This window comes from Streptomyces sp. NPDC001781 (assembly GCF_053596035.1).
Genome location: NZ_JBSFFI010000009.1, coordinates 92283 through 119148 on the forward strand (window position 1 = coordinate 92283; position 26866 = coordinate 119148).

The 26866-nt window shown below is 71.3% G+C and carries 28 protein-coding genes; 2 read left to right on the forward strand and 26 right to left on the reverse strand.

Going from position 1 to position 26866, the window contains the following annotated elements; all coding sequences use genetic code 11:
• Window positions 1-83 precede the first annotated feature (83 nt).
• Both ACWCV3_RS11190 and ACWCV3_RS11195 read left to right on the forward strand, forming a co-directional pair.
• The gene (locus ACWCV3_RS11190) at window positions 84-1274 is read left to right on the forward strand and encodes a helix-turn-helix domain-containing protein (RefSeq protein ID WP_451221752.1); all 1191 of its coding nucleotides are present in this window, start codon (window positions 84-86) and stop codon (window positions 1272-1274) included.
• Window positions 1252-1695, forward strand: coding sequence for an N-acetyltransferase family protein (locus tag ACWCV3_RS11195; protein WP_451221755.1), 444 nt, complete (start codon window positions 1252-1254; stop codon window positions 1693-1695). The genes ACWCV3_RS11190 and ACWCV3_RS11195 overlap by 23 nt, the downstream gene beginning before the upstream one ends.
• A 74-nt stretch (window positions 1696-1769) precedes the next feature.
• On the opposite strand, the gene ACWCV3_RS11200 is transcribed toward ACWCV3_RS11195, so the two are convergent.
• The 26 genes from ACWCV3_RS11200 to ACWCV3_RS11325 all read right to left on the reverse strand — a co-directional run bounded on the left by ACWCV3_RS11200 (window position 1770) and on the right by ACWCV3_RS11325 (window position 26866).
• Window positions 1770-2144 (reverse strand): hypothetical protein, encoded by a 375-nt coding sequence (locus ACWCV3_RS11200; RefSeq protein ID WP_451221758.1) that lies wholly within the window; start codon window positions 2142-2144, stop codon window positions 1770-1772.
• Window positions 2141-2674 carry a hypothetical protein gene (locus tag ACWCV3_RS11205; protein WP_451221761.1) on the reverse strand — a complete coding sequence of 178 codons (534 nt, stop codon included), beginning with the start codon at window positions 2672-2674 and terminating at the stop codon, window positions 2141-2143. Before ACWCV3_RS11205 ends, ACWCV3_RS11200 begins: the two co-directional genes overlap by 4 nt.
• Window positions 2638-2865, reverse strand: a complete 228-nt coding sequence (locus ACWCV3_RS11210) for a holin (RefSeq protein ID WP_451221764.1) — start codon at window positions 2863-2865, stop codon at window positions 2638-2640. Before ACWCV3_RS11210 ends, ACWCV3_RS11205 begins: the two co-directional genes overlap by 37 nt.
• An 8-nt stretch (window positions 2866-2873) precedes the next feature.
• Window positions 2874-3587 carry a peptidoglycan recognition protein family protein gene (locus ACWCV3_RS11215; RefSeq protein ID WP_451221767.1) on the reverse strand — a complete coding sequence of 238 codons (714 nt, stop codon included), beginning with the start codon at window positions 3585-3587 and terminating at the stop codon, window positions 2874-2876.
• Window positions 3587-4123: a hypothetical protein gene (locus ACWCV3_RS11220; protein WP_451221770.1), complete on the reverse strand. Its 537-nt coding sequence runs from the start codon at window positions 4121-4123 to the stop codon at window positions 3587-3589. Before ACWCV3_RS11220 ends, ACWCV3_RS11215 begins: the two co-directional genes overlap by 1 nt.
• A 67-nt stretch (window positions 4124-4190) precedes the next feature.
• Window positions 4191-4601, reverse strand: a complete 411-nt coding sequence (locus tag ACWCV3_RS11225) for a hypothetical protein (protein WP_451221773.1) — start codon at window positions 4599-4601, stop codon at window positions 4191-4193.
• Window positions 4602-4610: 9 nt separating this feature from the next.
• Window positions 4611-7958, reverse strand: a complete 3348-nt coding sequence (locus ACWCV3_RS11230; RefSeq protein WP_451221776.1) for a hypothetical protein — start codon at window positions 7956-7958, stop codon at window positions 4611-4613.
• The gene (locus ACWCV3_RS11235; protein ID WP_451221779.1) at window positions 7958-11305 is read right to left on the reverse strand and encodes a phage tail tape measure protein; all 3348 of its coding nucleotides are present in this window, start codon (window positions 11303-11305) and stop codon (window positions 7958-7960) included. Before ACWCV3_RS11235 ends, ACWCV3_RS11230 begins: the two co-directional genes overlap by 1 nt.
• A 209-nt stretch (window positions 11306-11514) precedes the next feature.
• Window positions 11515-12033, reverse strand: a complete 519-nt coding sequence (locus ACWCV3_RS11240) for a DUF7426 family protein (RefSeq protein WP_451221782.1) — start codon at window positions 12031-12033, stop codon at window positions 11515-11517.
• Window positions 12033-12506 (reverse strand): phage tail tube protein, encoded by a 474-nt coding sequence (locus tag ACWCV3_RS11245; protein WP_451221785.1) that lies wholly within the window; start codon window positions 12504-12506, stop codon window positions 12033-12035. Before ACWCV3_RS11245 ends, ACWCV3_RS11240 begins: the two co-directional genes overlap by 1 nt.
• Before the next feature lie 9 nt (window positions 12507-12515).
• Complete coding sequence (locus ACWCV3_RS11250; RefSeq protein WP_451221788.1) at window positions 12516-12953, reverse strand: minor capsid protein; 438 nt, start codon at window positions 12951-12953, stop codon at window positions 12516-12518.
• Window positions 12950-13300, reverse strand: a complete 351-nt coding sequence (locus ACWCV3_RS11255) for a hypothetical protein (RefSeq protein WP_451221790.1) — start codon at window positions 13298-13300, stop codon at window positions 12950-12952. The genes ACWCV3_RS11250 and ACWCV3_RS11255 overlap by 4 nt, the downstream gene beginning before the upstream one ends.
• Window positions 13301-13312: 12 nt before the next feature.
• A complete protein-coding gene (locus ACWCV3_RS11260; protein ID WP_451221793.1) occupies window positions 13313-13633 on the reverse strand; it encodes a hypothetical protein in 321 nt (106 codons plus the stop codon).
• Complete coding sequence (locus ACWCV3_RS11265) at window positions 13633-14304, reverse strand: hypothetical protein (RefSeq protein WP_451221795.1); 672 nt, start codon at window positions 14302-14304, stop codon at window positions 13633-13635. Before ACWCV3_RS11265 ends, ACWCV3_RS11260 begins: the two co-directional genes overlap by 1 nt.
• A 2-nt stretch (window positions 14305-14306) precedes the next feature.
• A complete protein-coding gene (locus tag ACWCV3_RS11270) occupies window positions 14307-17231 on the reverse strand; it encodes a hypothetical protein (protein WP_451221798.1) in 2925 nt (974 codons plus the stop codon).
• A gap of 24 nt (window positions 17232-17255) precedes the next feature.
• A complete protein-coding gene (locus ACWCV3_RS11275) occupies window positions 17256-17690 on the reverse strand; it encodes a hypothetical protein (RefSeq protein WP_451221801.1) in 435 nt (144 codons plus the stop codon).
• Between the two features lie 63 nt (window positions 17691-17753).
• On the reverse strand, window positions 17754-18269 hold the full coding sequence (locus ACWCV3_RS11280; protein ID WP_451221804.1) for a hypothetical protein: 516 nt from the start codon (window positions 18267-18269) through the stop codon (window positions 17754-17756).
• A 14-nt stretch (window positions 18270-18283) separates the two neighbouring features.
• Entirely contained in the window at window positions 18284-18850 is a 567-nt protein-coding gene (locus ACWCV3_RS11285) for a hypothetical protein (protein WP_451221807.1), read from the reverse strand.
• A complete protein-coding gene (locus ACWCV3_RS11290; RefSeq protein ID WP_451221810.1) occupies window positions 18847-19311 on the reverse strand; it encodes a hypothetical protein in 465 nt (154 codons plus the stop codon). Before ACWCV3_RS11290 ends, ACWCV3_RS11285 begins: the two co-directional genes overlap by 4 nt.
• A gap of 2 nt (window positions 19312-19313) precedes the next feature.
• Window positions 19314-20378, reverse strand: a complete 1065-nt coding sequence (locus ACWCV3_RS11295; protein WP_451221813.1) for a major capsid protein — start codon at window positions 20376-20378, stop codon at window positions 19314-19316.
• Between the two features lie 14 nt (window positions 20379-20392).
• Window positions 20393-21172 carry a hypothetical protein gene (locus tag ACWCV3_RS11300; RefSeq protein WP_451221816.1) on the reverse strand — a complete coding sequence of 260 codons (780 nt, stop codon included), beginning with the start codon at window positions 21170-21172 and terminating at the stop codon, window positions 20393-20395.
• A gap of 212 nt (window positions 21173-21384) precedes the next feature.
• Complete coding sequence (locus ACWCV3_RS11305; protein ID WP_451221819.1) at window positions 21385-21540, reverse strand: Rmf/CrpP fold protein; 156 nt, start codon at window positions 21538-21540, stop codon at window positions 21385-21387.
• A gap of 14 nt (window positions 21541-21554) precedes the next feature.
• Window positions 21555-23774 carry a phage minor capsid protein gene (locus tag ACWCV3_RS11310; RefSeq protein WP_451221822.1) on the reverse strand — a complete coding sequence of 740 codons (2220 nt, stop codon included), beginning with the start codon at window positions 23772-23774 and terminating at the stop codon, window positions 21555-21557.
• A 20-nt stretch (window positions 23775-23794) separates the two neighbouring features.
• A complete protein-coding gene (locus tag ACWCV3_RS11315; protein ID WP_451221825.1) occupies window positions 23795-25381 on the reverse strand; it encodes a phage portal protein in 1587 nt (528 codons plus the stop codon).
• Window positions 25365-25571 carry a hypothetical protein gene (locus tag ACWCV3_RS11320; RefSeq protein WP_451221828.1) on the reverse strand — a complete coding sequence of 69 codons (207 nt, stop codon included), beginning with the start codon at window positions 25569-25571 and terminating at the stop codon, window positions 25365-25367. Before ACWCV3_RS11320 ends, ACWCV3_RS11315 begins: the two co-directional genes overlap by 17 nt.
• On the reverse strand, window positions 25571-26866 hold the full coding sequence (locus ACWCV3_RS11325) for a PBSX family phage terminase large subunit (RefSeq protein ID WP_451221831.1): 1296 nt from the start codon (window positions 26864-26866) through the stop codon (window positions 25571-25573). Before ACWCV3_RS11325 ends, ACWCV3_RS11320 begins: the two co-directional genes overlap by 1 nt.

The window sequence follows — 26866 nt, forward strand, 5'->3', positions numbered from 1 at the left end:
GTGCCAGCCATCCGGCACAGCACCTGCGCGTCCACAGCCGTCCACCCCCGTGTGGACACCGTGGACAGCGCCTGGGAGATCCCATGCACGAGACGTTCGCTCAGGCCCTCCGTCGCCACCGGGGCACCCGCTCCCTCCGCGACGTCGCCCAACTCGCCGCCTGCGCAAAGTCGCTGGTGTCGTACCTAGAGCACGGCCAGCGACGGCCCACCGCCGAGATCGCTGCCGCCCTGGACCACGCTCTCCACGCTGGCGGCGAGCTGATCGCCCTCGCCGAAGCCGACGCCCGGCCAGGCGTCCTCGAGCAAGTGGACGCCCTGCAACAGGGACTCACGGAGTCGTTCGCCGCCGGGCCGATGACCGACGCGGGCCTGGCCGAATGGGAGCACACCGTGGCCCGGCATGGCCGCGCCACCCGCTACCGCCCCGAAGCCGACCTCCTCCCGGAGCTCCTCGGCGACTTCGCGGATCTGCGTCTCGTGCTCGCGCACCGGCATGCACCCGCCGCCCACCGGCGGCTCACCGTCGCCGCCGCACAGATGGCCGGCCTCATGGCGCTCACGCTCCTGAAGCTCGGCGACAGTCGGGCCCGCTCCTGGTGGCGTACGGGGCGGACCGCGGCCGCAGCAGCCGACGACCGGGCCACCCTCTCCTGGATCTACGCGCAGGAGGCGTACCAGCTGTACTACGGCGGCGACTTACACGGCGCCGTCGAGTGCGCGGTCCGCGCGCAGCAACTCGCCGGCGGACTGCCCTGCATCGGGCCAGCGCTCGCAGCACCGCTGGAGGCCCGTGCGCACGCCCAGCTCGGTATGCGTGAGGCCGCGGGGACAGCGCTGCGGGCGGCGGAGACCGCGCTCGGCCGGCTGGCCGAAGCGGACCGGGCCGCGAGCGCCTTCGGCTACAGCGAGAGCCAGCTCCGCTTCCACGCCGGGAACGCATGGACCCACCTCGGGGACACTGACCGCGCTGCCGACGAGCAGGCCCGGGCCCTTGAGCTGTATCCCGCCTCTGACCGCATGGATATCGCGCTGGTCCGCCTCGATCAGGCGATGTGTACCGCCGTCGACGGCGACCCGGCCGCCGCAGCGACTCTCGTGACCCAGACGATTACGGACCTGCCGGTGGAGCACCGGTCGGCGCTGATCACCTTCCGGGCCCGTCAGGTCGCGCGTAGGGTGCCCGAGACACGTGAGCTGCGGGTATTGCGTGAGGTGTTGGCGCTGCCCGCTGGTGAGAGGGGCGACGAGGATGCAGATCAGCGAGGCGACTGAGGCGGACGCGGGCGTGATCGCCGATGTGCTGGGCGAGATCGAGGCGTACTACGGCGGCCCCGACACGGCCCCGCCGGTCGAGGATGTACGCACCGCGCTGTTCGGGAGCCTGCCTGCCGCGACGGTCCTTCTCGCCCGGGACGGCGATGAGGTCCTGGGGCTGGCGTCGTACTCGTTCCTCTGGCCTGCTGCGGGTGCCGATACCAGCCTGTATCTGAAGGAGCTGTTCGTCCGCGAGCAGTACCGGCGCGGCGGAGTGGCCGGGGCGCTGATGGATGCCGTGGCAGAGATCGGTCGCGCCGCAGGGTGTTCGCGGCTGGAGTGGACCGCCGACGCCGATAACCCGGCCGCGCTGGCGTTCTACGAGGCGCGCGGCGCGAAGGAGAACCCGGGCAAGGTGGCGTACCGGCAGTCCCTGTAGACCGGCAGTCCCTGTAGCCGGACATGACGAAATGGCCCCCACCACCCCGCGCAGGGGTGATGGGGGCCAAGTGGTCAGCCGTGGATGAGTTCCTTGTCGCCGTTCTCCGGCTCGGGTACGGGTGTGCCGGATCGGGTGAGGGCTCCCTCGAGGAGCAGGATGTAGCGGCGGAGCGCCGCGATCACCCGGTCCTGGAGGAGGCTGTGCTCGCGGGCTTGGGCCACCTGCTCCTCCAGGTGGCCGATGCGGGTCTCCTGCCGCACGAGCACCGAGGCGAGGCCCGGCACCGTGCTGAGATCGGCGCCCGCGAGCGGCGATTCCCGCTCCTTCTTCTCCAGCGACACCGGTGGGGGCGGTGGCGCGGGTGCGGGCCGGCTGATCCGGGCGACGATGATCGAGACGATCCCGCCGAGGACGATGGACAGGAGCCCGTACAGGCCGTCGCTCATGCCTGGCCTGCCTCTCTGCTGTGGGCGGCGGCGAGCCGCAGGGTGTCCACCTCCCGCCGCAGTCGGATGTTCTCCCGGAGCTCCTGTACGAGCCGCGCGGTGGCGGCGGCGAGGAGCGCGGCGAGGCTCGGCGAGACGAGCCACGTGAGCCCGCTGTTAAGGCCTTGCGGGAACTGGCCGAGCGCGCGGGCGAAGGTGTAAGCGGCCGCCCACACCACCGGCATGGCGACGGCCGCCGCCCAGCCCCACCAGTCCTGCCGGGAGGGCATGACCGACGCTGCGCAGCAGATCGCCCCGGAAGCGATCCACACCCAGCCCCACATGGCGATGCTGGTGTGGGGGATCGCGGTGAGCGCGGCCGCGCCCCGGACCGCGCCGTAGCGTGGGTCGGCTACGAGGCCGATGCCCCAGTTGATCCAGCCCATGCCGCAGGCGAGGAGGCCGAGGCCGCGGTAGCCGAGGCGGCGTCCGGCCCGGCCCGCGAGCCCCCGCATCAGACGTCCGAGCGCGGTGTGTGCGGTGCGGCCCATCCGGCGACCGCTGAGCCCGCTGCGGGGATCAGGGCGAGGACGAACGGCTCCAGCGCGTCCGGCATGCTGCTGATCAGGGACGGGTCGTTGGTGACCGCGCCGAGGATGGCGAGGGCCGCGACGCTGATCAGGTAGGTCAGCGCGGTGCTGGCCTTGACCTTCTTCTCGATGGGTGCGGACGACGATGCCATGATGGGCCTCACTTCTTCTCCAGCGCGGTGACGCGCTTTTCCAGGGCGGTGAGCCGCTGCTCGGTGGTGCGCGGCTGAGTGGGGGGCTTCGGTGTGCTGGGCGACCAGGACGCCGGGTGCTTCAGTCGCTCGGCCACCCGGGCGCGGACGTCCGGCATGGTGATGCCGGGGCCCTTGGGGTCGACCTTGCCGGGCTGCCACTCCTTGTGGCCGATGACCGAGGTGTCGCCGTCCTTGCCCCAGGCGTGCGCGCGGCAGAGTGCGGCGGCTGTGCGGACGATGGCGTCGAGCTGCTCGTCCGGCCAGGGGTCGGTGCCGTCGCCGAGGTTCTCGCACTCGAAGCCGTAGAACCGGGCGTTGCCGTCGGTGTTCGCCTCGTTCACGGGTGGCAACGGCGCCTCGTCGATGACCGCCTGGAGGACGTCGCCGTCGCCGAGGCCGGCGTGGTTCGCGCGCCCGTAGCCGATCAGGTGGACGATGCCGTCCTTGGCGATGACTCCGTGGCAGAGCGGGCCGGGGAGGTCCTGGTAGCCCTTGGTGCAGATCGACACCGTGTTGGCGGTGCCCTTGGTGACGGTGTGGTGCACCATCACGCCATGTACGGGGCCCCAGTTGCCGTGTCCTTCGCGGTTGTGGTTGCGCCAGTCTCCGTGTTCCTGGACCTTGACGCCCTCGGCGCGCAGGACGGTGAGGAACGCTGCGGCGGACAGGGGGGTAGCCATCAGGCACCTGCCTTCCGGGACCACTTGCCCGCCTCGTCGCCTTCGGCGCGCGAGGTGGCCCAGTAGACGTCTGTGCCGTCGAGCAGGACCTGGAGGTTGCACGTGACCGTGGACTCGTTCCACACGCGGACGACGACGGCCGGGAAGGTGTCGCCCTCCTCGACGCGGTTGCCGAAGTGGCCGACGAAACCCGTCCGTTCGCTGGCACTGCCGCTGGTGTGGAAGTCCTGCCGGCGCTTGTTCACCGCGTCCGCGTCGGCGGCGCTGAGCCGGTAGTGGACGAACTCGCCGGGTGTCGGCAGCGCGGTGGGGGCCGTGCCCTCGAGGGCCGCCGTGGACGCGGCGACGACGGCCCAGTTCTTCGCGGACCAGAGGTCGTCGAGGGCCTTCGTCACCTCCGGCCCCGAGAGCGTCTCGGCGAGCTGGTGCGCGAGGTCGTGGAACGGCTTGCTCACCTCCTGGAGGTGCTCGGGTAGGTGGTCGTATCGGAAGTTCTTGAGCATTCGCTCGACGGCGGGATGGAGCTCGGCTGGCATGAGTGCCTCCAGATATGAGGAAGGCCCCGGCCGGGACGGCGCGGGGCTTACGGGCGAGCGGAGTTGGTCAGGTCGGGAGCGTCCCGGTGGCGGACTTGATGTCGAAGTCGTCCAGACGCATCGTGGCGATGCCCGCCGCCTGGCCGGTGAGGCCCCAGTTCCCGGCGGTGCTGAGGAAGACTCGGAAGGGGCTGGTGGACCCGGAGCCGGCCGCTCCCCAGTTCCGCTCGTAGTTCTGCTGGTAGGCGGCCGTGAAGGTGAAGAAGGTGTACGAGGACGTCGTCACGCCGGAGAAATTTACGACGCCCTTGAACATGCGGATCACCTCGTCGCGGACGTACAGGTCGCGGACCATCGGCTGCACGCTGCCGTCCGAGGCGCCGTTCTGGTATGAGCCGACCGCCGTCAGTGGAATCCACGGCGTGCCGTCCTGCTGGCGGCTGGCGGTGATCACCATGCCGGGCTGCCACAGGGTCATCAGGTCCTCCTAGAGCGCGACTCGGGCTGGGTAGGCGAGCCGCAGGTCAGCGCCCGCGTTCTGGGGCTTGACGATGCCGTTGACGCTGCGGGCCACGGTGAAGCGTTGCGGGTTGAGCAGCGCGAAATCGTCGTACGAGGCGGTCACCGGGAGGGTGTTGGTGTTGGCCGAGTCGAGGATCGACCGGACCCCGATCGACCCGGCCGCCGTCAGCGATGTGTCCGTGGCGACCACATGCCACGTGCTGGCCGGCTCCGGGTCGGACGCCCGCCACGCGCGCGCCCGCAGTGTCGAGCCCTGCACCTGGAACCTCACGCGGTACAGCGTGCTGGCCGCGTGGGTGATCCCGAGCGTTGCTGACGCGAGGTCGGTCTGGAGGGCCGTGATGCGCTTCTGTAGCACCAGTTTGATGCTCTGGTCAGTGCCGAACGCGAGCCGGGCGTAGTACAGGTTGCTGGAGTCGGCGGAGCGGGCGATGAGCCCGACGTAGTGCGGGCCGCCCGTTGCGAGTGCGCTGGTGGACACACTCACCACCAGGTCGACGTCTGCGGTGGGGGCGGGCAGCGTGATGTACCGGCCGGTGTTGATGTTGCTCTGCGACATCCTGCCCACGCCGCTGGCGACGCTGTAGTCGCTGGCGCTGCCGCCCGCCGTCGACCACGAGCTTCCGCCGGTGTCGGGGCTCCCCCACCCGCCGCTCACAGTGCGGCCGAAGCTGTCCACGATGGCCGGGGCGATGCCGGAGACAGTCACCACCTCGCCCCCGACCCGCGCGTCGAACGACTGCTCCCACTTCCACTCGGGGCCGGCCGTCGACTGCACCAGCAGCGTGGTGTCAGCCGCCGTGGCGGCGGTGACGAGCTGCGAGCCGTCGGTGTCGACCATCCCGAGGACGGGATCGTCGGTCACCGCGAGCCGGTACGGGCCCGCGGGCGCGCACACCAGGGTGATCTCCCACGTGCGTACGCCGATCTCCTCGGAGTAGCCCTGCACCATCAGGTCGATGGGGCCGGGCGGCAGGTGGGACGGGAGATCGGTGATGCGGATGACGTCGCCCTCGGCCAGGTCGAGGATCGCGGGGATCAGGTCGGGGCGCCGGTGCAGGCGGATCGTGATCGAGGGGTAGCGGGCCTCGTCCCACGTGCCGAGGGACAGCAGCCACCACGCCATGGGTTCGGTCTGGTCGTCCCGGTAGAGGTTCAGTGTGACGCTGTCGTCGTAGCGGCCGATCCCGATCGGAGGGTCCTCCGTCGACATGGGCCCGTCGATTTGCTCGGCCCGTCCGCTGGAGCCGCCGGTGCGCGTGACCGTGATGTCGTTGCGGATGTCCTTCGCGTCGGGCACCGGCTCCAGGCCGCTCAGGCCCCGTGAGGCGTACGGCAGGGTGAGTACCGGCTGCTGGTTGTAGAGGCTGGTGCGGGTCCGGTACTTCAGTCCGGCCCGCTCCCGGTCCTCCACCAGGAATCCCGCGTCGGCGTCCGCGCACTGGTCCAGGACCTCCAGCAGCGTGGCCGGGCGTTGCGGTCCCATGCGGGCGGTGGCCGAGCCGTCCCCGGCGATGGTGATCGGTAGCGACTCCTCGGTCGACAGGCGTCCCAGCCGCGCGGCCGCGGTCTCCCGGGCGAACCCGTCGTCGGCGGCCTCGTAGATCGTGACGCCGGGTGCGGTCGAAGGGGTGATCGTGCCGCCGATGTCCCACGCGGCCAGGTGGCCGATGCTCATGCCCTGGAAGCTGTTGCCCCACAGGCCCTTGACGCCGACCAGTCGGCCGGGCGTGCCGGTCCAGGTGGTCCTTGCGTAGTTCCAGGCCGAGTTGACGACGTTCAGCCATGCGGCGGCGACGTAGGCCGACGAGCCGTTGGTGGCGGAGAAGATTTGCAGCCGGTTCCAGGCCCCGGTGAAGTTGGAGATGGCCGTGGCGTCCGAGTACAGGAAGAAGACGACCACGTTGCCGTCGCCGTCCAGGGCCTGAATGCGGATGCCTGCCGTGGAGATCCGGCACACGATCTGGGTGACACCGCCGGTGCCTGGCACCAGGTTGAGGGTGAACATGGTCTGCTCGGTGGCGGGCATCGCGTTCAGCTTGTAGACCATCTCCACATGCCAGCCGCCGGCCTGGGCGCCAGAGATACGGCCGTCCAGCGTGGAGACCGATCCGAGAACCGGCAGGGGGCCGGAGCCGGACGGGCTGTCGTCGCCGCCGAAAGCGAACCCGGTGACCCGAAGTGGCTGCCCGCCGCTGAGCGCGGAGGCTGCCTGGGTGGACGCGTCGCCGTCCTCCATCGGCCAGTAGGCCAGCGGGGCGGCCGAGGGGATGCGGCGGCGCAGCGTGGACGGCAGCGCCTTCTTGCCCTGGGAGAGCCGCTGGAGGATGCCCGCGCCGTCCCCCTCCACCCGGATCAAGTCCCCGCTGCCCGACCACGTGGCCGGCCAGTCGGAGTACTCCCCGACGAAGCGGAACCGCCTGTTGGTGATCTCCGCGCCGCCGAGGAGGGACCAGGTGCGGCCCGCCGTGTCCGTGAAGGACGTGGTGCCGGGCGCCTGCGCGGTGAAGTCGGGGTTGGCGACCACGGTGCCGCCGATGCCGTTGCGGACCTCGGCCCTGTGGATGCGGCCTACGGGGTCGACGTAGGCGATGGTGCCGACGGCCCCGAAGTCCAGGGACGCGGTCGTGGCGAACAGCGCGGTGGTGCCCGCCTGGATGACGGGGTCCCCGAGCTGCGTCCACGGGCCCGCGAGGGACGGCGCCGTGTAGAACGTCACCGTCCGGCCCGAAGCCCCATTGTCGACATCAAGGGTCACGCGCACGGCCAGGCGCCCGCTCGCCGGAACGACGAGCGGGGCCGTCGACAGGGCGGACGGCGACGCGCTGTTGTCGGGCGACCAGAAGATCCTGATCCGCCCGCCGGTCAGCGTGACCAGCCAGCCCTTCGACGCGCTGGTCCACCTCCCGCACAGCTCGGTCTCGGCGGCCGGGGCCCAGTCGACGAGCGATGCTTCCACCCGCACGTCCAGGTCGCCGGCGATGGCGATCGGGGCTGTGGCCGGGGTCGTGGCCCGCGTGGTTCCTCCGGGCAGGAGGAGCGCAGAGGCCCCAGCCCGGACGCTGACTCGCATCGGTGTGTTCCGGCCGATCAGCCCGTAGTACGGCGACCGGGGGTTGCGCGGCGCGAAGAGCCCGTCGGGCGACTTCAGGGTGAGGGAGCAGGAGGCCGGGTCGACCGCCTGCCCCTCACCCGTGCGCCCACGGGTGTGAGTGATCACGTTCCCGAGCTGGCCGTAGCTGGTGACGTCCGTCCATGTCCCGCCGAGCTGGAGTTCAATCCGCGTGCCGAGCGGGTCCTCGGGGAACGCCATCAGCTTGCCCTCTTTCCGTTGCCCAGTACGAAGCCGACGTCGCCGCCGCCCTTCTTTCGGATGCCGCGCCGCATCCGCTCGATCAGGTAGTCGTCCTCGCCGCGGCCGGAGGAGCGCAGCTCCAGGACGACCTTCTGCGAGGCGGTGGCGCGGGCGCGCGCGGACGCCATGTCCCACGAGCCCGGCGCCGGCGTCTCCACCAGGGAGGCCATCGACCGGTTGACCGCGGACCGCTGGCCCTCGACACCCTGGATCAGGCCCTGCGCGGTGTACTGGCCGACCAGCGCCATCACCCGGCTGGGGCTCTTGATCCCGAGCGCCTTCCGGATCGCCTTGGACATGGACTGGGCAATCTTCAGCATCTGCTTGTCGATCGCTGCCTGCTGGGACTGGAGTCCCCGGATCAGGCCGCGCGCGGAGTCGATCCCGGCTCCGTACATGGCGTTTCCGGCGACCGTGCCTGCGTTCCCTGCGGCGGAGACGAGCTTGGCCTGCTCCTTGTTGATCTGTTTGATCTGGCCGGAGTTGGCGTTCGCCAGTGCGGCGGCCGCCGAGGAGCCCTGCTCGACGCCGGCCTGAGCGATCTGCGCGATCAGGTCGGCCCTCACGCCCTTTTTCCGGAGCGTGGCGAGCGACTTGGCGAACCGCTCGGCGGCCGCGCGGTCCTGCTTCAGGTTGTCGAGGATCGAGTTGGCAGTGACCGGGAGGCCGTCGTTGCCCTGGGTGGTGATGTTGGCGCTGTCCAGCACTCCCTTCTTCACGTCGGCCGCGAGCTTGTTCCGGCTGTTGGTGAGGTCGGTGAGCTTCTTCTGCGCGGCCTTGAGCCGGGTCGCCACCCGCTCCCGCTGGGAGGCCAGCTTGAGCAGCCGCTTGCTGTCGCTGCTGATCCGCTTCAGCGCGCCGGAGCGACGAGAGCCGCGCCGCATCGAGTCGGCCACGATGTCCGCGAGCCGCGTGGCCGCCGCCCGGACCTGCTTCGACGACCCGGTGAGGCCCTCGATCAGACCGCGGGCGATCCAACGACCCTGCGTAGCCGTCACCTTGGACGGGCTGTGAATGCCGAGGGCCTTGGCGATCGGGCCGGGGATGACCGACCTGGCCCAGCCCATGATCCGGCCGCGCAGCCAGCCACCCATGCCGGAGATGCCGTTCCAGAGGCCCTGGACTACGTTGCGGCCCTTCTGGACCAGGAGGCCACCCATAGAGCCGACCGCGGCCGAAGTCCGGCCCGGCAGACCGCGCACCCAGCCGAGGAACTGAGCGCCCTTAGCGACCGACGCCGACTGGAACCGCGCCCAGCCCCGGGAAGCCGCGCCCGAGAGGCTGTTACCCAGCCCGTTGAGCGCGCCCGACGCACGGCCGGGCAGCCGGTTCACCGAGCCGATGAAGCTGTTCCAGGCCCTGCCGACCGGGCCGGACACGTACCGCGACCACAGGCCGGAGAACCAGCCGCCGATCGACGACCCGAGCGTATTCATCACGCCTGGCGCTGCGGCCGCCTTCGCCGACACCCATCCAGCGAACTGCCCCCACCAGCGGTCCAGGTGCGAGCTGGCAGACGACTGCATCGAGGAGATGAAGCCGTACATCATCGTGCCCGCGGCAGCCGCGAGCGCGGCCGCGACGAGCCCTGGCAGGGCGAGGAAGCCTACGACGATGGCCCCGGCGATAGCGCCGATCTTGAGGACGGCCATGGGGTTCGCGGCGATGAACTCGGCGGCCTTGGTGCCCATGTCCGAGAGCATCTGCACGACCTTCGGGGCGAGCTCCCTACCCTTGTCGAGGAGTCGCTGGCCCACGAGTTGAGCGAACGCGACCACTCGGTCCGCGCCCTCGGCCCCGCCCTTGCCGGCGTTGTCCCACAGGTGCCCGAGAAAGTCCCTGAAGCGGCCGAGCTGAACCAGACCGCCGCCGAGCATGGTGACGAGGCCCTGCTGAAGACTCCGCTTGGCCTGCTCCAGCTTGGTGCCCGCGTTGTCACGCAGGCTGTCGCCCATCGCGTCTGCGGCGCCGCCGACCTTGCCGAGGGCATCGACAGCACTGGATGGGTCCAACGCCATCAGCGCCTTCTGGGTGTCCTCGGACTTGGTGCCGAAGAGGGTCAGCGCCGTGGCGTTGCGGTCCGTGCCCTTCTTCATGTGCCGCAAGCCGTCGAAGACCCGGTCCAGCGCCTTTCGAGCCTTCGGCCCGCCCTCGACGAACGCCTGCTGCATGGCCTTGCCGGAGAGCCCGATCTTGGCGAAGGCGGCGTCGACGTCCTTCCCACCGCCCTGGGTGATCAGGACGAACTCCTTCAGCGAGTCCGCGACGACGTCCGTGTCCCTGGCGCCGGCCTTCATGCCCTGAGACAGGAGACCCGTCGCCTGGGTAGCGTCAACGCCCAACTGCCGGAAGATCGTGGAGTACTCGTTGAAGGTGTCGGCGATGTCGTCCGCGCGAGGGCCCATCTTCTGGAGCCCGCGGGTGAGCGCGTCGACAGCTGCGGTGCCGTCCTTCGCCAGGCCGGTTTTGATCATCTGGCCGACCGCGTTCGCCGTCTGGCCGAGGTCCAGTTCGAAGGTGCCGGCCAGATCGGAGACCTGGGTGGCGAGGTGCTGGATCTGAGCGTCCGTCGCCCCGGTGGGCATGATCCCGGCGCGCATGACCGTACTGATCGCATCGGCCGCGCCCTGGAAGTCCTCGGTGACAGCCGACGCGTACATCTGGCCAGCGATATGCCCGTACCGCTCGGCCTCCGCCGGGGTGGCCCCGAGCTGCGCGCCGAGACGGCCGGTGATCTGACCCTGCTCCAGAGCCGACCCGATGCCCTCGATCAGCGTGGCGCCGATCAGGGCACCGGCGGCGGCCGGACCGAACCCACCGATCAGCTCCTCCTTAAGGCTGCCGCCGAGCTCGCCCATGCCGCCGGACGCGCTGCTGCCCAGACGGGACATGAAGCCCTCGCCAGAGTCGGAGCCAGCCCGTTCGGCCTCCCCTTCGGCGTCGTCCCCGCCCCGGCGCACCGCGGTCGCCAGGTCGTCGCCGCCCTGGCGGGCCCCGGCGCCCAGCCCGTCACCGAACTGCCCGCCCGCACGCCGGCCCGCCTCGTGAGCCTCCCGCTCGGCCTCGGCGGCCGCCGCGGTGACCGCGTCCGCCAACTCGCCGCGGAGGTTGCGCCACTGGCCGTCGGCGCCCCGGACCAGGCCGCCGCCGAGGAGCTGCCCAGCCTGCTGACCGGACCGGTCCGCGTCCTGCCCCATCTGCTGCCCGGCCTGCCGCATGGCCTGCTCGGCACGGCGGAGGGCCGGAGACACGCCCCGGTCGTCCACGGACACGATCGCGTTGAGCTCGCCGACGGTCAGGGCCACGGCTCACCTCCTACGGGGCTGGGGCGGGTCAGGAGGTGGCGGCATGAGCTTCCGGGCGAGCCGGGACTCTGCCGAGAACAGGCCGAGGATGCGGGCCTGGAGCCAGCGCCAGGTGCGGCGCTGGAGGATGCCGTCGCCGACGTCGATGCCGTACTCGGAGTGGAGGTCGGCCTCGATGAGTGGCCAGTGGCGGAGCAGTGCGTCCCAGCTCAGGTCTGGGGTCGCGCCTTCTTTCGGCGCTTGGAGCCCGCCTTCGTACCACTCGTGGAGGCCGGTGACCGGGTCGTATTCGCCGCAGCCGACGCCGAGGAGCCGCGCGACGCCCGTCGACGGGCTTCCCTGTTCGGGGCTTTTCCCTGGTTGCCGGTCTTCCAGAATTCGACGGCCGCTTCCTTGCCGACGGTGATCCAGTACATCGCCACCAGGGAGCAGTGCTTGAACGCCTCCCAGCCGAGCTCACGCATCATCGGCTCGTAGGCGTCGCCCAGGCACATGCGGTAGAGGTTGAGCTCCTCCTCGTCGTCGAGGACGGTGGTGTCGCCCGCCTTCCCGCCGGCGGCGAGTCGGGCTGCGAGGGTGGTGATCTTCTCGATCTTCAGGCCGTCCTCGGCGGACGGGTCCTCGATCCGGTACGTGCGGAGCTTGCCGTCGCGGCCTCGTACGGGCAGCTCCAGGTAGGGCTCGAGGAAGTCGTCGAGCGCCTCGAAGTCGGTGTTCTTCTCGCTCATCAGGCCACCGGGTTCGTGATGAGGAGCAGCGGGCCGTCGCCGGTGAGGGTCATCTCCACCTGGTCCAGGGCGGTGTACTCGCCGCCGGACGGCTTCCAGGTGACGAGGGCGGTGCCCTCGTATGCCTCGGGGAGGCCGTCGCGGTCGTAGTAGCGGAGGTGGACCTGCGAGTTGGAGCCGAAGCCGAAGCTGGCGGCGCGCAGTGCCTCGTGGGTGGGGTGGTAGACCTTGACCTGGTCATTGACCTTGCGGTTGATCGTGACGCCGAGCTCCCACGCCTGGCCCGTCTTGGTGTTGCCCGCCCAGCCGCCGCTGTCGTAGTCCGAGGAGTCCTCGATGTTGGGTTCGGCGGACGGCTCGAAGCCGGTGACGCCGGGCACGAGCTGCCAGTCGCTGCCGTCCTTGGCGGCGGACATGTCGAGCTCCAGCCGCCACCGTCGGGCGAGGGCGGTGATCGGGGTGGGTGTGGACATGCGGTCCTCCTAGTCGATCAGGTGAGTGCCGGACCGCACGGTCCGGAAGTAGTAATTGCTGGTCAGCTCCATGCGGCCCCGGCTGTCCTGGCCGATCCACGCCTGGGATTCCCGCCAGGACAGGGCCACGTGGACGCCGCCGAGCTCGTAGTGCTGGCGGTTGTGCAGCACGTCGAAGACCGCGTCGGCCATGTCGTCGATCGCGTCGACGTCGTCCGGGCCCGCGCGCATGCGCACCTGGACGCCGGTGATGGCGTCGGTGGTGTCGTCGTCGCCGACCGGGTACGCCGTCAGCGCCAGGGCCCGGTCGGGGGTGTCCGGCATGGTTGCGCGGAAGATCCCGGTCTCGCCGTCCTGGAGCACGCCGTCCGGCCGCCAGACGCCGACGCCGGCCTCCGCGAGGAGACCGGCGATCCCGTCCAGGAGGCTGCTGGTGTAGCCGCTCACCGCAGTGCGCGCCGGAGTTGGGCGGCGATGATCTGCGCGACCTCGGGCTGCGCGGCGTTGAGGCTGTTCTCCAGGTACTTCGCCGTACGCCCAGGGGCGTGACGCCAGGTCAGCTCCTCGTGCTGCCTCACCGCGTACGGGCCGTCGAAGCTGACCATGCCGTTGAGCGCGGACTCGTCCACGCTTGCGGTGCCGGTGGATTGGAGGTAGCCCTCGTCGAGCGGGACCCGGGTGAGGGCCAGGCCGAGGACGTGCTCGGCGGAGAGGTACAGGCCGCGTGCTGCGCCCGCTCGGAGCTCCCGGGCTGCGGCTGTCCCGTTGAAGGTGAGTCGGAAGCTCTGCGGCATGAGGACCTCCGGCTATTCGAGTTGGATCTCGGTGTGGTTGGGGGTGCCGAGCCGTCCGCCGTCGCGCCGTTTCGTGAGGATCACCGTGGTGATCCGGCCGGATGGCAGCGTGACGCGGGACAGCGGCGGCGCCGACTGCTCCTCCAGGCCCGCGTACGCGGTCGTCGTCGAGGTGACCTGCTCGCCGCCCGGCGTACGGACGGCGCGGGTCTGCTCGTCGACCAGGCATCGCACCTGGCGCGCGGCCCCGTACTTCGGGCCCTTGCTGGTCTGGCCGAGGTAGTCCTCGACGGTGACCGTGTGAATCAGGAAGCGGCGCGGGATCGAGGCCATCACCAGCCGCCCGTGGAAGCGGTGAAGCGAAGCCTGTCCGCCGGGATGGACTCCAGCGCGCGGACCAGGCGCGGCGCGTAGTAGCTGGGGCCGGAGCGGTTGTCGCCCGCGCCGTACTGGAGCTGCACCGACCCGATAGAGACGCCCTGGAGGGGGCCGGACACGTCCGTCTCCTCGCCGACCTCACCCCAGAACGCGACCTGCGCGCACACCGCCTCAGCGAACGCAGCGAGGACCAGGGCGTCGGTGGGCATGCCCAGGGGGTCGACGTCGTAGACGGCCGACCGTAGGAAGTCCGAATCGAGGAGCCGTGAGGCTTCCGCCAGTAGCCGGGCCGCATCGAGCGGTGGCGCCGCCCCGAGGTACATGGCGAGCTGCGTGGTCGTCGCGTACACCCGCGCGCCCACAGGCACGACGCCCGGCGCCGGGGCCACCGACACGAGCTGGTGCTCAACAGAGGCGCCGGTGCCGGTCACAGTCCACGACAGCCGCCACACCCCGGCGAGGGTGTACGTCACCGGTGCCGTCCACGTCGCGCCGCCGTCCGTATTGCTGACGACCGGGACCAGGGTGGTCCCGTCGGGCCGGGTCACCAGCAGCGTGGCCGCCGTGGTCCCGTCGTGCGGGTCCACGGCCAGGGTCGCGGTGACGAAATCGCCCACGTCGGGCATGGTCAGCCTCCTCTCGTGGTGGCCCGCAGGCTCGGTCCGCTGATCGACGCCCCCGGCGCCCGCTCGCGGACACCCGCGCGCAGGGCCGGGCCTGCTGCCGTAGCCGCCACGGCCGGGGCGAACTGGCCGGGGGTGAGGGTGTCGGCCGGCCGCTGCCGTGCGCCCGCGAGGGCAAGCGCCTGGTCGTGGCCGGCCGCAGCGGTGAGCCGGATCTGCGGGCCGATCAGGGCCCGGGTCTCCTCGTACGCGATGTCGAGGGCCTGGGCGGTGGTAGGTCCGAGGTGCCGGGCCACGCTGACGGTGTGCGCGGCGCCGAGCGTGAGCCGCCCGGAGCCCGCGAGGACGCGGCTGGTCGCCGTCTCGGCCGCGAAACCGAGGAGCTGGCGCTTCCTGCCGGTGGCGGGTAGGGCTGCGGACGACTCCGCGCCCGGGCCCGCCGTACGTCGCCTGCCGCCGATGAGCGGCCGCGCCACGCTGGTCTCGCCAGCCGGGAGGACCCGTTCGGAAATCACCAGCGGTCGGGCCTGCACGTCCTCGCCCGCGAGCCGGAGGAGGATGCGCTTCGTCCGGACGGGCGGGGTGGCCGTCGTGCTGTCGGATGCCGGGGCGAGCCGGGCCGTCGTCCGGCCGGTGACCGGCTGGGCTGTGTCGGTGCCGATGGCCGGCGCTCCGAGAGGGCGCGTCTTGCGGCCCGCGAGAGGCCGGGCGACCGCCGTCTCCTGTGCGGGGCCGAGCGGCTGTGTCCCTGTCTGGGCGAGCGTTCCGGCTGTCGCCGTCTCGGCTGCCGGGCCGAGCGCTTGCCGTTTGGCCGTGGTGGGGAGTCCTGCCGTCCAGGACTCCCCACCCGGCGGGAGGGCCTGCCGCGTGCTGCCCGGCAGCGGCTGGCCTGCCGTGGACTCTGCCGCCCGCGCGAGTCCACGGTGTCGGGCCCGGCCGAGCGGCTGGGCCCCGTCTGTCGCGCCCGCGGTTCCGAGCGGGCTGGTCTTGGTTCGGCCCATGGGGCGGGCCGTGGTGGTGTCCGTCGCGCCGGTGAGCCGGGTGGCCGGGACGAGCTGGCGCCCGGTGTCGGTGCTCACCGCCGGGCCCAGCGCCAGCCGCTTCGTCCCGGTGAGGGGGCGGGCGGTGTCGGTGCTGGCGGCGGGCTGGAGCGTGCGGCCGGGTGCGAGCGGGCGTGCGGTCGCGGTGTCGGCGGCAGGTGCGAGCGCGCGGGCCCGCGCGGTACCTAGCGGGCGCGCCGCACTGGCCTCGCCCGCAGGAACAGTCGGCCGCGCCTTGATACGGCCGACCGCCTGCGCAGTCTCAACGGCCGAACTCGGCCCGGCGGGACGCGTCTTCCGGCGGCCGAGGGCCTGCCCGGTCACAGCCTCCGTGGCCGGGAAGGTCGGCAGCCGCTTGGCCCGGGCCACAGCGGGAGCCGTGCTGGTCTCGCCCACGACGCCGAGAGGCCGCTGCCGCCGGCCAGGCGCCGCCAGCCCGGTACTGGTCTCCTGCGCGAGCCCGCCCGTACGCCGCTTCGTCCGTGCGACCGGCTGACTGCCCGCCGCTTCGGCTGCTGGGCCTGCGCTGCTGCGCTTGCTGCGGGCCAGCGGCTGCCCGGCGGCGGTCTCGACGGCGACGCCGAGCTGCTGCATGGTGCGGCGGGCCAGGGCCTGCGCGGCCCCGGTTTCCGAACCGGCCCCGGCCGCAGATGCTTTGCTGCGTGCGAGGGCCTGGGCCGTGTGGGAGTGGGTGGCGACGCCGAGGGCCTGCGAGGTGCCGGTCGGCGCGGGCACGAACTCGACGAGCGCCCACAGGTTGGACACCCTGCGAGCGACGGCCTGCGAGACGTTGACCCGGTAGCCGATCTGCATCGAGTCAAGACTCGACGGCGTCCACGCCGCACCGGACTGCGGGTTGGTGTAGGCAGTGAGCTGGTACGGACGCGGTGACGTGCCGGAGTGCACCGACCACGTGGTGCTCGCCACCGAGACGGAGCCCGACTCCAGCACGGTGCCGGCCGCCTGCCCCTTGACGCGGTAGACGATGTTGGCCCCGGTCGTCGTCGAGGAGGCGACGCGGCCGCCGACCTGGACGAGGGTGACGGTGTCACTCGCGCCGATCCCCACGGTGCTGCTGTTCTCGACGTTGAAGTCGTCGGCCGCGGTGGTGCCGGTGCTCGTGAACTGGTTGTAGCTGGTGACGTCGTCTGGCGGGCGTTCGTTGACGCGGGTGAAGTTATTCGCCACGCCTGCGGTGCCGCCGACGGCCGTGGTCCAGCCGCTGGTGTCGCCTGCGGCGTTGGGCCGGAGGTGCACGACCGAGCCGGGCCCCGGGAGGCCGGTCTGCGCGGTGCCGGCGGTGTCGTTGACGGCGACGTCGTCGATGTAGATGTCGGTCGTCGCCGCGAGCTGCACGCCCATCCGCACGCGCGAGAAGCCCGTGATGTTGCTGCACATCGTGTCGGCGAACAGGGTGCCGTTCAGGTAGCCCTTGAAGGGGGCGATCCCGGAGGCGAGGACTCCGCCGTTGCTGACGTCGGTGTAGTCCAGCTCGATCCGGTGCCACACGCCGAGCGCGAGCGCCGGGGAGGTGCCCGTGAGGGTGGTCTCGGTCCAGCCGTCCCGCAGGACGAGCGTGCCGTCCGGCTGGAGCCGCAGCAGCGCCGGGAAGTACCCGGTCTGCCCGATGCCGTACAGGTTGGTGGCGGTGTCGGGCAGGGTGTCGACGCGCAGGTACAGGCGGTGGAAGGTGCGCCCGACCACGCCGGACGTCATCTGGTGCTCGACGAACGCGGTAGCCGCCGCCGTGTTGCAGCGGAGGGCGGCGGTGCCCGCGCGGTGGACGGCGGTGGAGATGGCCGGGGAGCCGGTGACGATTGAGCCGGAGTTCAGGCCGAACTCGGCCGTGGTGCTTTGCAGCTCGAAGCCGCACGTCCACAGACGGGCCATGCACGCCTCCCCTGCCGGTCAGCGCTACGAGGACCGCGCGAAATCGGAGATCGTGAGCGTGAAGTCCGACCCGTCCGGGGTCATGCTGACGTCGTGCTTGGTCAGCGGGACGATGTCCGCGTCCGTACCCGCCGTGGTGTCGCCGTCGTAGCAGATCACCACCGCGCCGATCGCGGCCCCGGCCGTCGCATTCCAGGTCACGTCCGCGCAGTCGATGTTGACGCGGTCGTTCGCGTTGTCGACGGTGACCGTGACGCCCGTCAGCGTCTTACGGCCGAGCGTGGTCTGCTCCGTCGCGTTGGCCTTGACGGCCGTCAGCGTCGCGCAGTCCATCAGGGTCCCGTCGGTGCCCAGCCCGGCGGCCGCGAGCGGCACCATGATCAGAGCGTCGTTGGTGAGGGGCAGGTCCGCGTACGCCGCAAGCCTGCCCTTGGCGATGTTGAAGACGATGTTCGCCATCGTGGAGGTCCTCCAGGCGTGCGGAAGGGGGCCCCGAAGAGCCCCCTCACCGCAGATGGTCGGCTACGCGGACGCGCCGATGATGTGGATGTCGTACGTCACCGAGCTGCCCGAGCCGCCGTTGGTGATGCGCAGCAGGTCGCCGGTCGACGCGGTGACCGCGTAGCCGGTCGTGTCCGTCTGCCCGGTGCCCACGGCCACGAAGCCACCCGGCCTGACCGTCAGCGTTCCCGTCGAGCCGAGGAGCGTTGCCCACGGGTTCGTCGCGGCCGCGCCGATCACCAGGTTGTTGGTGTTCGCGGCGGCCGCAGCGACGATGATCCCCTTGACCCGGGCGAAGGTGATGACGGCGCCGTAAGCGTCGAGCAGGACCCCGGCGAGGTCGAGGTCGTCGCTGGAAGACGCGGTGATCGTGCGCCGGGCTGACCAGACTCGGTCCGCCTTGCCCGCGCCGGTGCCGTTGCTCAGCTGCATCTGCCGGGACAGGGACTGCGGCGCCCGGGACGTGCCCAGGTTGGCCGCCGTAACGTTCTGCTCCGCGAAGGCAGCCACGGCCAGCATCGCGCTGGAGAGAGGCATGTCCAGAACCCCCTTCAGCTCGCCACGACGAGCGGCACGTGCCGCTTGAAGGTGGGCGAGGCGATCGTGGCCGGCGCCGTGGCGCCGATGCCGGAGCCGGACGTCTGCGCGAGGTTGGCCTCGCCGGTGAGGACGGGCTTCGCGCCGACCGAACCGACCAGCGTGGGCACCGTGCCCGCGGCCACGGCGAGCGCCGCGTAGTACACGCCAGACCGGGTGATCCGGACCGGCGAGGAGAGCGCGAAGCTCTTCGCCGTATCGGCCGCCCACGCCTCGCTGGTCTTGTCCGCGGACTGGCCGAGCAGCGCGCCGGCGCCGGAGTACAGCGCGGCGATCTGGTTGGTCGGCGTGCCCGCCGCGGTGGCGCCGCTGATGAACGTCAGCGTGCTGATGGTGTCGCCGTCCTGGAGATACAGGGCGACGGAGCACATCACGCCGGACGCGGCGGCCGGAACGTCGTCCAGGCCCACGCGCGGCAGGTTCGCCCGGTGGAAGGCGACGTCCGGGTCCGGGCGGCCGGCCGAGTTGAAGTAGCCGATGTCGTTGCGGTAGTTCCCCTTGAACGTGCCGAGGAGCGTCACTGCCCGGCTCCCTTCTGCTGGTCACCGACCGGGGTGGTCTTCCGCTCGTAGGCGGCGATCTGCTTGCGGTCCCGGCCTGCGGACTCAGCGGCCTTGACCTTCTGGACCTCGTCGTCGCTGGCCGCGTCGAGGTAGGCGAGGACCTCGTCCTGGGAGTGCTTGGACGGGTCGTATTCGACCGGGGTGACGGGCGTGGTCTGGACGCCCATGCCGAACCCGACCGAGGGCGCGGAGCCGTGGCCGAGGTTGGTCAGCGCGTCGGCAGGCGAGGCGACCTCGGTGGTCTCCTCGGTCGCCTCGTCGGCGGGGAAGACGCCGTAGTTCTGGCGGCGGAAATACTCGATCGCCGCGCGGCCTTCCTTGGTGGAGTCGTCCGCGTAGCCGGTGCCCTTGGTGAAGGTGACGCCGACGGACTCGCCGCTGTAGCTGCGGACGGGGGCTTCGATCCGGAACTTGTTCATGGTCACCGCACCTTCACGTTGCGCAGGACGCCGCACGACTTCGTGTTGCGGAGGACAGCGGCGACCGGGCCCATCTCGACCTCGCCGCTCTTGACCGCACCCGGCTGGGTGAAGTCGGGCAGGAACGTCTCGACCAGCGGGGTGCCGGCCATGCTCGCCCCGTGGAACGCGTCCAGGCCCAGCGACACCGCGTAGATGTCGGTGAGGCCCGTGATGACGCCACCGGCACCCGCGCCGTCGGTGTCCGCCGAGCGGATCGGGATGATCGGGCCGGAGCCGTCGGCTCGGTCGCCGAGGTCGACGAGGACCCAGTCGCCGTACTTCTCGATCAGCATGCCCAGCGCGTCACGGTTGGACGTGAACTGCGCGGCCCTGCGGGCCAGGGACTTGATCCGAGAGATCGACTTGGTGTTGCCGAGGATGGCCTTGACGCCGGCCGGGATCGAGCCGTCCGCGCCGGTGTCACCGGAGCCGGTCTGCGAGCCCATGATCCGAGAGAGGAAGTCGTCGAACGCGTCGAACGCCGACATGGCGAGGTCCTCGGTGTTCACCGTGGCCGGGGACCAGTCGAGGTATCCGCTGGTGACGCCCTCGGCGAGGGGCAGGTACTCGGTGGACTGGCCCACCAGGGCCTTGTCCAGGCCGTCGAAGCCCGCGTCGTCCACGGCGGTGTCGCCGTTGATGAGTTCCTGCTGGAAGCGGGTGCGCACCGAGGTGAGCTTCTGCGCGAGCTGGAAGCTGATCTCGTTCGAGGCGGCCGGGCCGAGGCGGGCCAGCTTGCGGTCGACGGTGAACGCGCCACCCAGCGGGTGGAGTTCCACGGTCTTCCGCTCGCGGGTCGCCTGGTTGGGGACGTACTCCTCGTTGAACCGGCGGAACGCCGCGCTCGACGGGGCGAGGAGCCGGGTGTAGCCGTAGGTGAGGGAGCCGCCGCCGGTGCCCGGGGAGACCGTGTTGTCCCACACGAAGTTGTTCAGCAGCCACGAGTTGCGGCGGAGGTTGTCGATGACGGCGAAGTCGATGTCCGCCTGGGTGTTGAGCTGCGCCTGAGCGAGCGTCACGGGCATGGGTTACTCCTGGGTCAGGTTCCGTAGTGGTTCGAGATGGCTCCCGCGAGCGACCCGCCGCGCTTGGCGGAGCCTTCTCGGGTGCCGCCGGAGAGGTCGCCGCCGCTCTTACCGGCGGGCGGGACGCTGGCGAACGCCTTGTTGTCGTCGACCGCGTCCTTGATGGCCTTGTCGAGGGCGGCGGGGAAGCCCTTGTCGGAGGGGTCGAGTTCGCTGATCGCGGCGACGAACGACCGGGAGTCGAGGAGTGCACCCGCGCGGGCCTTGAGCTTGTCCGCCCGAGACCAGACGGCCAGCTCGACGTCCTTCGCGCGAAGGGCCGCATCCTTCTGCGAGATCGTGGTGTCCTTCTGCGCGATGGCGTCAGCCAGGGCCTTCGGGTCCGGCGGGGTGTCGTCCTTGACGAACCCGAGCGCCTTGCCGAGCTGCTGGGTGAGCGCCTTGACCGCGTCGTCCGCGGCCTGCTTCTTCGCGTCGGTGCGGGCCTTGCCGGCGTCCTTGCGGGCGTCGGCGAGTTCCTTCTCCAGCCGCTTGACGGTGGCCGTGAGGTCGTCGCCCTTGTCGTCCTTGCCCTGGCCGGAGTTGGCGCCGCCACCGGAGTTGCCGCCGCTGGCTGATCCGCTTCCGTCTGCATCGTCGGAGCCGTCACCGCCTGCGTCGCCGCTGCCGGAGTCGGAGCCGTCGCCGTCCCCTCCGTCGGCGTACAGGAACGGGGCGAAAGGGCCGTGACCGTACGGGTGCGCCCAGCCGCCTCCAGTGAGGAGGTGGTGTCGGGGCAGGGTCTTCCTCTGCATGCGCCCTCCAGGGCTGTGTCGCCCGCGCCTGGCGGGCATCAGGGGTGGGTCCGCGCCTGGCGGTCCCGCGATATGCGAACGGCCCGCACCTGGCGGGCCATCAGGGGTGACCCGCGCCCGGCGGATCGGTGCTCGGCCAGCCGTCTGGCGGCCGAAGTCTGGGCATGAAGCAGGGCCCGCACGAGGCGGGCCCTGAAGTGGCTGGCGAAGGGTCAGCCGGTGGGGAGAGACCGATTCTTCGCGTACCCGCGCACCCACGCGGTGCGGCGCAGGTCTCCAGCGGGGTATGGGCAGGCGGTCACGGGCGCGCGGTCGCGTCCGGCAGCGGCGCCCTCGCCGAGCGCTCGAACCAGTGCCTCACGTCCCATGACAGCCCCTCACGTCAGAGTCTGTTCTGCTGGTCGCTCTGTGCCTTCCGCGCGGTCGCTGCTGCGTCGCTGGCTTGGCCGGTGACCATCTCTGTGTACTCGGCCAGGGTAGTACGTGGGTTGTCTGCCCACCAGCGTTTCAGCTCTTCGGACGCACGTGCGTAGGCCACGTGGGACGGGCCCGTGAACAACGCCAGCGGGTCGACACCGTTCACGCCACGCTTGAAGAGGTAGCCGTTCGTGGCGTCCTCGGCCGCGAGGAGCTGCGCGTAGACGTACTCGGTGTACATCTCCCGGATCTGCGCGCGGGTGTACACGCCGCGGGACGCCTGCTGTTCGGCCTCCCGCTCCGCGATCCACCGCTCCGTCGACGTCATCCCGGCGTACGGATCTGGCAGGTCGTCCACCAGGTGCGCCCAGTCGTCGACGTCGCCGAGCGGGCCGAGGGCCTCCTCCAGTGCGGCCCGGTCGGCGAGCTGCCCCTCCACCGTGAAGGCGCCAGCCGCCGCAGGCTGCGGCGCGGGCGGATAGCGGCGGTCCATCTCGGCCGCGATCCGGACCGCGCTGGGCTCGTCGGCGTAGCGCATCGCCCAACCGAGGACGTCGTCCCCGACCGTGGACAGGTCCGATGCCAGGCTGCCGCCGGGGAAGATCTCGGCGAGCAGCTGGCGGCGGTCGGCCTCCGCGGCGACCGCAGCCAGGTCCTCGCCGGTGACGTGCGCGGCCCGTGCCCCCAGCTGCTCGTCGGACATGCCGACCAGGGCGCGGTCGATGCTGGGCAGCGCGGCGTCCAGGTCCCGGCGGTCCATCTCCGCGGCGACGCGCAGGGCGTCGGCGGGCTGGAGGTCGCGCAGCGCGCGGCCCAGCTCGTCGTCCGAGAACCCGGACAGATCGCGGCTGAGCTGCCCGCCGGGCCGGACACGGTCCATCAGGTCGACGTGCTCGCGGCGGTCGGCCTCGGCCTGGACGCGGGCGAAGTCCCGCGCGTCGAGGTGACCGGAGCGCATCGCTGCGCCGAGTTGCTCGTCGCTCATCTCCGAAGGGGTGCGCGCGTCGCCCGCCCGCAGCCGTGCGGCCTCGATCGAGTCTGGTGCCGGCCGCGTGCCGGTGGGGAGGTTGCTTGCTCCGGGCTGCTCGCGGTGCCGCTTGCGCTGCAACTCCGGGTGCGCCTTCAGGTGGTCCCGCATGGCCCCCTGCCAGCCGCGTACGCGCGCCTCCGCGGCACGCTTCGCCGCCGGGTCCACGGCTGACGCGGCGCGGAGCTTGTACTTGCGGATGTGCCGCTCGATCTCCCGCTGCCGCTGTGTCGCCTCGTAGCCCTTCGGGTCCCGGGCTGCGTTCGTCGGTGTCTGGGTCAGGCCCGGCAGATAGGCGCTCACGGTGTGCTTGCAGTTCGGGTGCTGGAGACCAGCGGCCCGGGCCTCGTCGAGGGTGCCGGCCACCTCGACGCGGACCATGCGGCCGTCCTCGGTGGCGTGCTCGGCCTCGATCGTCCGCTTCCCGTTCGGACCGGAGAGCGCGAGGACCTTCCCCTCCCAAGGCCGGCACGTCGGGCATTCGTGAGGGCTGTTGGACACGATGACGAGGTCGATACCCGCCGCGGTGAGCTGGTCGGCGTGCGCCTCAACAGCCGCCCTACCGACCGCGGTCCGGACAGCCATCTCCGCATAGGTGGGCATCGACCAGGCGCGCCCGCCCCGGTCCATGAAGCTGGTGATACCGCGGTCGGCGAACCGCTGGACGGCGGTCTGGGTCGCCTGGCGGCGCGTCTCCACGCCGATCAGCGGGGTCGCCATGGCCTGGGCGATGACCCGCCGGTAGGTGTCCTCGACGCCGCGCAGGATGCCGCGGTGGGAGTCGGTGACGACCTGCACGGCCTCCATCGCCAGCCGGTCGGCGCGCCGGGTGCCAGGAGTCTGCTCGGCGATCCGGGCCACGGTGGCGTCGTCGAGGACGCCGAGCTCTACCAGGCCCGCGCGGGCGCCGACGTTGTACGCCTCCGCGACCGCGTCGTGGATCTCCAGCGAGGTTGCCTTGCCCAGCTCCTCGACGACCGCCTGAGCGGCACGGCGCAGGGCCTGGACGTCGGCGAGCTTGGCCTCCATCCAGCGCGGAGCGTCGATGCCGTCGGCCAGGCGCCGGGCGATCATCCCGAGGAGCCGCTCCTCGGCGTCCGCGTACAGGTCCCGGACGCCGGCGGAGAGGTCCTCGGCCATCCACGGGGAGACGGGCACAGCCGGTCACCCCCCGGTGGTCAGTCCTCGCCTGCGGCCTGCTCGTTCGGGTCGGCGGCCGCGGACGGCTGCCCGCCGGGGAGGGGCCGGTCCGCGCCGATGGTGGCCGGGTCCTCGACGAGCTTCCCCGTCTCCTTCAGGACCCGGTCGACCTCTTCGCGCTGCTCCGTCTCGGACCAGTCCGGGTGCAGCATCGCCACCTTCGTCGCGGTCGACGCAGCCTCCGCCTGCTGAAGCAGCGATGCCGTCTCGGCGAGGGTCTTGATGTCGTCCTGGACGGAGTCCTGGAACTCGACGTCGGGCCGCTCCACCGCGACGTCGCGCACGCCGGGGAACATCCCGGACGCGAGCAGCATCAGGTAGGACTCGGTGATGTCCGCGAGGCCGGGGACGCTGAGCTCGGCCTTGCGTGCGCGGGTGCTCATGCTGCGCGCGGTGCGGGCCTTGATCTCCGTCGCGGTGGCGGCCGGCCCGGAGGAGTCGTCGCCGAACGTGCCGGAGCTGTAGCCGCCGTTACGGATCACCTTGCCGACAAGCTCCTCGATCGTGGCGCGGTGCTGCTCGTGCCGGATCTCGAACTGGTTGAGGGTGATCGGCTGATCGGCGTTGGGGGGCACGTTCATCGGGGCGTAGACCTCGCGGTCCTCCCACACCGAGCCCTGCCCGGGCCCGAGGTTGAGGAGGTAGCCGGAGGGCACGATGATCCGAGACCGGGCCAGACGGATGTCCCGCATCCAACTGGTGTAGGTCTCGTCGATCGCGCTGAGGAAGGTCTCCGCACCCTGGTAGTCCGACGTTCCGAGGCCGCCGGCGCCGGGGAGGTCCCGCCAATCCGGTGCCACCATCGTGTTCGGCAGGTAGGTGACGAGGAGTCGCTGCTCCATGCCCTGCGGCAGCAGACGTTCGGGCAGGTAGCCCTTCGTCTCCTCGAAGGCGCCCAGCGGGACAGGCTTGCCGAGGTTGTCCTCCGTGCCGTCGTACACGCCGTGCAGCACGCGGCCGGGCTCGTGCCGCTCCAGGTGGCGCACGACCCGCTGTCCGTCGCACGCGATGACGGACCAGAACGTGACGGCCTTGAGTCGGCCGTGGACGAACTCCGGGGCGGCGTCGTCGGCGTGGACCAGGGTGATCCACGGCCGGTCGCTGATCTCGTCGTCCCAGACGATCCGGAGGTAGGCGCCGCCGAGGGCTGCGCTGGTCTCTCCGGCAGCGATCAGGGTCCGGATCAGCCCGGTGTTGAGGAGCTGCTCAAGGGCCTCCTGCGCGCCCTTGTTGTCCACTTTGAGCGTGGGCGGCTCGGAGTAGAGCAGGTCGCTGCTGGTGCGGGCGATGTCGCGGGCGAGCGGCATGTGCAGTGCCGCGCGCTTCTCGCCGAGCGGGGTGGGCTCACCCCAGAACCAGCGGGAGACACGGCCGACCATGCCGCCGCGGTACTGCGACGGGCGGTTCAGCGGGGCTCCGAAGCGGGAGTTGTCCCGGTGCCGGTTCAGGTACCGGTAGGCGAGCCGGTCCGGGTTCGCGGAGAACCACGCGGACCAGTCGGCCATGTCGGCCTGGATCGCCGGGTGGGTCGGCGGCCAGCGGACGCCCTTATCGGGGAGCGGCATCGTCCACCCCCTCATCGTGTTCGGCCGGGCGCTCCAGCTGCTCGACAGCTGCGCGGAAGAAGGCGGCGGTCTCTCGCCGGATCGTGTCCTCGGTGAGCGGGCCGTCCCCCACGGGGAAGGTGATTACGCCCCACTGGGCTTCGGTCTCGCCGACGCGGACCACGATCGGCAGGACGATCTCAGCAGCCATCAGGCAGCCACCTCCAATGCGGTCGCGGGCAGCAGATGCCGCCACTCGTTCACCGAGCTGTGCAGCCCGTACCGGAGGCCGTCCACGCTGTGATCGTCGATTTTGAGCGGCTGGTCCACGCCCTTGGCAGCGGCCTTCGGGTCCCACACGTATGACGGGAGCTCCTCCAGGAGGCCGGCGCATGAGCGGTGGATGGACAGGATGTTCTCGCCGAGCGCCATGCCCACGCTGCGCAGTCCGTCCTTCACGTCGTTGTCGGCCTTCGAGACGCCCACCACGCCGTCGCTCCAGAGCTGGGTCATGAAGCTCGCCGCGCTGGGGTCCACGAACAGCCACGACGGCTGCACGCCCTTCTGTCCGCGGTGCTCGTACTGGCTCAGCCAGCGCCGCACGCCGACGCTGTACTGCGCGTCGGTCATCTGGCGGTGCGCGGTCCGGGAGTCGTGCCGGTACTCGGAGGCGACGTACAGCCGGTTGTCCGCGCCGATCCCGATGAGCAGCGCGGCGAACGGGTTGACCGTGCCGTAGTCGATGCCGACCGCCATCCACCGGGAGACCTCGGGGATCAGGTCCACCACGTGCTTTGCCTCGTCGAACGCGTCGAAGATGACGCCCTCGGCCAGGCACCATTCGCCGAGGATGTACCGCTTGAAGAACAGTCCCTGGTGCGATCGTTTCAGTGAGTCGACGTAGGCGGCCGGCAGTGACGGGTTGTCGTCGAGGACGAAGCTGAAGCGGTGCACGTCGAGTGCGTCCGGGTCCTGCGTCTCAACAAGGGTGCCGTCCCGGCGCAGGTGCAGCCGGGCCCGGTCGAGGATCTGCTTCTTCAGCCAGTGGTTGGGGCCTTCGGGGTTGGTCGTGGCGAACCACTGCGCGCCCTCGACGCTAAGCCGGGTCTCCAGCATCTGGAAGAACGACTCCGGGTACGTCGTCACCTCGTCGAGGTACGCGCCCGCCAGGGTGAGCCCCTTGATCTTGTCCGCCGCGCGCTCGTCGTTCGCGCCCGCCACGTAGATCGTGCGACCGAAGATGACGACCTCGCCCGCGCCCGCCCGGTAGTCGCACCGCTTCGGGCCGATCATCTGGACGATGACGTCGATGATGTTCCGCTTCAGCGTCCGCTCGGTCTTCCCGACCATCAGGAGCGCGCCGGGCGGGCCGGTGCGGATGTACCGCAGCCACACCATGATGCTGCCGATGGTCTTGCCCGAGCGGACCGCGCCCTCCCAGAGATTGCCGCGAGCGGCGGCGAGCTGGGTAGCGCGTAGGGCCTTGCCGGCAAGTGGAGTGAACAT

What these genes read in the sequence shown, in the direction of transcription:
- ACWCV3_RS11190 (WP_451221752.1), top strand. Translation starts at nt 84, where the DNA reads ATGCACGAGACGTTCGCTCAGGCCCTCCGTCGCCACCGGGGCACCCGC.
- ACWCV3_RS11195 (WP_451221755.1), top strand. Translation starts at nt 1,252, where the DNA reads ATGCAGATCAGCGAGGCGACTGAGGCGGACGCGGGCGTGATCGCCGAT.
- ACWCV3_RS11200 (WP_451221758.1), bottom strand. Translation starts at nt 2,144, where the DNA reads ATGAGCGACGGCCTGTACGGGCTCCTGTCCATCGTCCTCGGCGGGATC.
- ACWCV3_RS11205 (WP_451221761.1), bottom strand. Translation starts at nt 2,674, where the DNA reads ATGGGCCGCACCGCACACACCGCGCTCGGACGTCTGATGCGGGGGCTC.
- ACWCV3_RS11210 (WP_451221764.1), bottom strand. Translation starts at nt 2,865, where the DNA reads ATGGCATCGTCGTCCGCACCCATCGAGAAGAAGGTCAAGGCCAGCACC.
- ACWCV3_RS11215 (WP_451221767.1), bottom strand. Translation starts at nt 3,587, where the DNA reads ATGGCTACCCCCCTGTCCGCCGCAGCGTTCCTCACCGTCCTGCGCGCC.
- ACWCV3_RS11220 (WP_451221770.1), bottom strand. Translation starts at nt 4,123, where the DNA reads ATGCCAGCCGAGCTCCATCCCGCCGTCGAGCGAATGCTCAAGAACTTC.
- ACWCV3_RS11225 (WP_451221773.1), bottom strand. Translation starts at nt 4,601, where the DNA reads ATGACCCTGTGGCAGCCCGGCATGGTGATCACCGCCAGCCGCCAGCAG.
- ACWCV3_RS11230 (WP_451221776.1), bottom strand. Translation starts at nt 7,958, where the DNA reads ATGGCGTTCCCCGAGGACCCGCTCGGCACGCGGATTGAACTCCAGCTC.
- ACWCV3_RS11240 (WP_451221782.1), bottom strand. Translation starts at nt 12,033, where the DNA reads ATGAGCGAGAAGAACACCGACTTCGAGGCGCTCGACGACTTCCTCGAG.
- ACWCV3_RS11245 (WP_451221785.1), bottom strand. Translation starts at nt 12,506, where the DNA reads ATGTCCACACCCACCCCGATCACCGCCCTCGCCCGACGGTGGCGGCTG.
- ACWCV3_RS11255 (WP_451221790.1), bottom strand. Translation starts at nt 13,300, where the DNA reads ATGCCGCAGAGCTTCCGACTCACCTTCAACGGGACAGCCGCAGCCCGG.
- ACWCV3_RS11260 (WP_451221793.1), bottom strand. Translation starts at nt 13,633, where the DNA reads ATGGCCTCGATCCCGCGCCGCTTCCTGATTCACACGGTCACCGTCGAG.
- ACWCV3_RS11265 (WP_451221795.1), bottom strand. Translation starts at nt 14,304, where the DNA reads ATGCCCGACGTGGGCGATTTCGTCACCGCGACCCTGGCCGTGGACCCG.
- ACWCV3_RS11270 (WP_451221798.1), bottom strand. Translation starts at nt 17,231, where the DNA reads ATGGCCCGTCTGTGGACGTGCGGCTTCGAGCTGCAAAGCACCACGGCC.
- ACWCV3_RS11275 (WP_451221801.1), bottom strand. Translation starts at nt 17,690, where the DNA reads ATGGCGAACATCGTCTTCAACATCGCCAAGGGCAGGCTTGCGGCGTAC.
- ACWCV3_RS11280 (WP_451221804.1), bottom strand. Translation starts at nt 18,269, where the DNA reads ATGCCTCTCTCCAGCGCGATGCTGGCCGTGGCTGCCTTCGCGGAGCAG.
- ACWCV3_RS11290 (WP_451221810.1), bottom strand. Translation starts at nt 19,311, where the DNA reads ATGAACAAGTTCCGGATCGAAGCCCCCGTCCGCAGCTACAGCGGCGAG.
- ACWCV3_RS11295 (WP_451221813.1), bottom strand. Translation starts at nt 20,378, where the DNA reads ATGCCCGTGACGCTCGCTCAGGCGCAGCTCAACACCCAGGCGGACATC.
- ACWCV3_RS11300 (WP_451221816.1), bottom strand. Translation starts at nt 21,172, where the DNA reads ATGCAGAGGAAGACCCTGCCCCGACACCACCTCCTCACTGGAGGCGGC.
- ACWCV3_RS11305 (WP_451221819.1), bottom strand. Translation starts at nt 21,540, where the DNA reads ATGGGACGTGAGGCACTGGTTCGAGCGCTCGGCGAGGGCGCCGCTGCC.
- ACWCV3_RS11315 (WP_451221825.1), bottom strand. Translation starts at nt 25,381, where the DNA reads ATGCCGCTCCCCGATAAGGGCGTCCGCTGGCCGCCGACCCACCCGGCG.
- ACWCV3_RS11320 (WP_451221828.1), bottom strand. Translation starts at nt 25,571, where the DNA reads ATGGCTGCTGAGATCGTCCTGCCGATCGTGGTCCGCGTCGGCGAGACC.
- ACWCV3_RS11325 (WP_451221831.1), bottom strand. Translation starts at nt 26,866, where the DNA reads ATGTTCACTCCACTTGCCGGCAAGGCCCTACGCGCTACCCAGCTCGCC.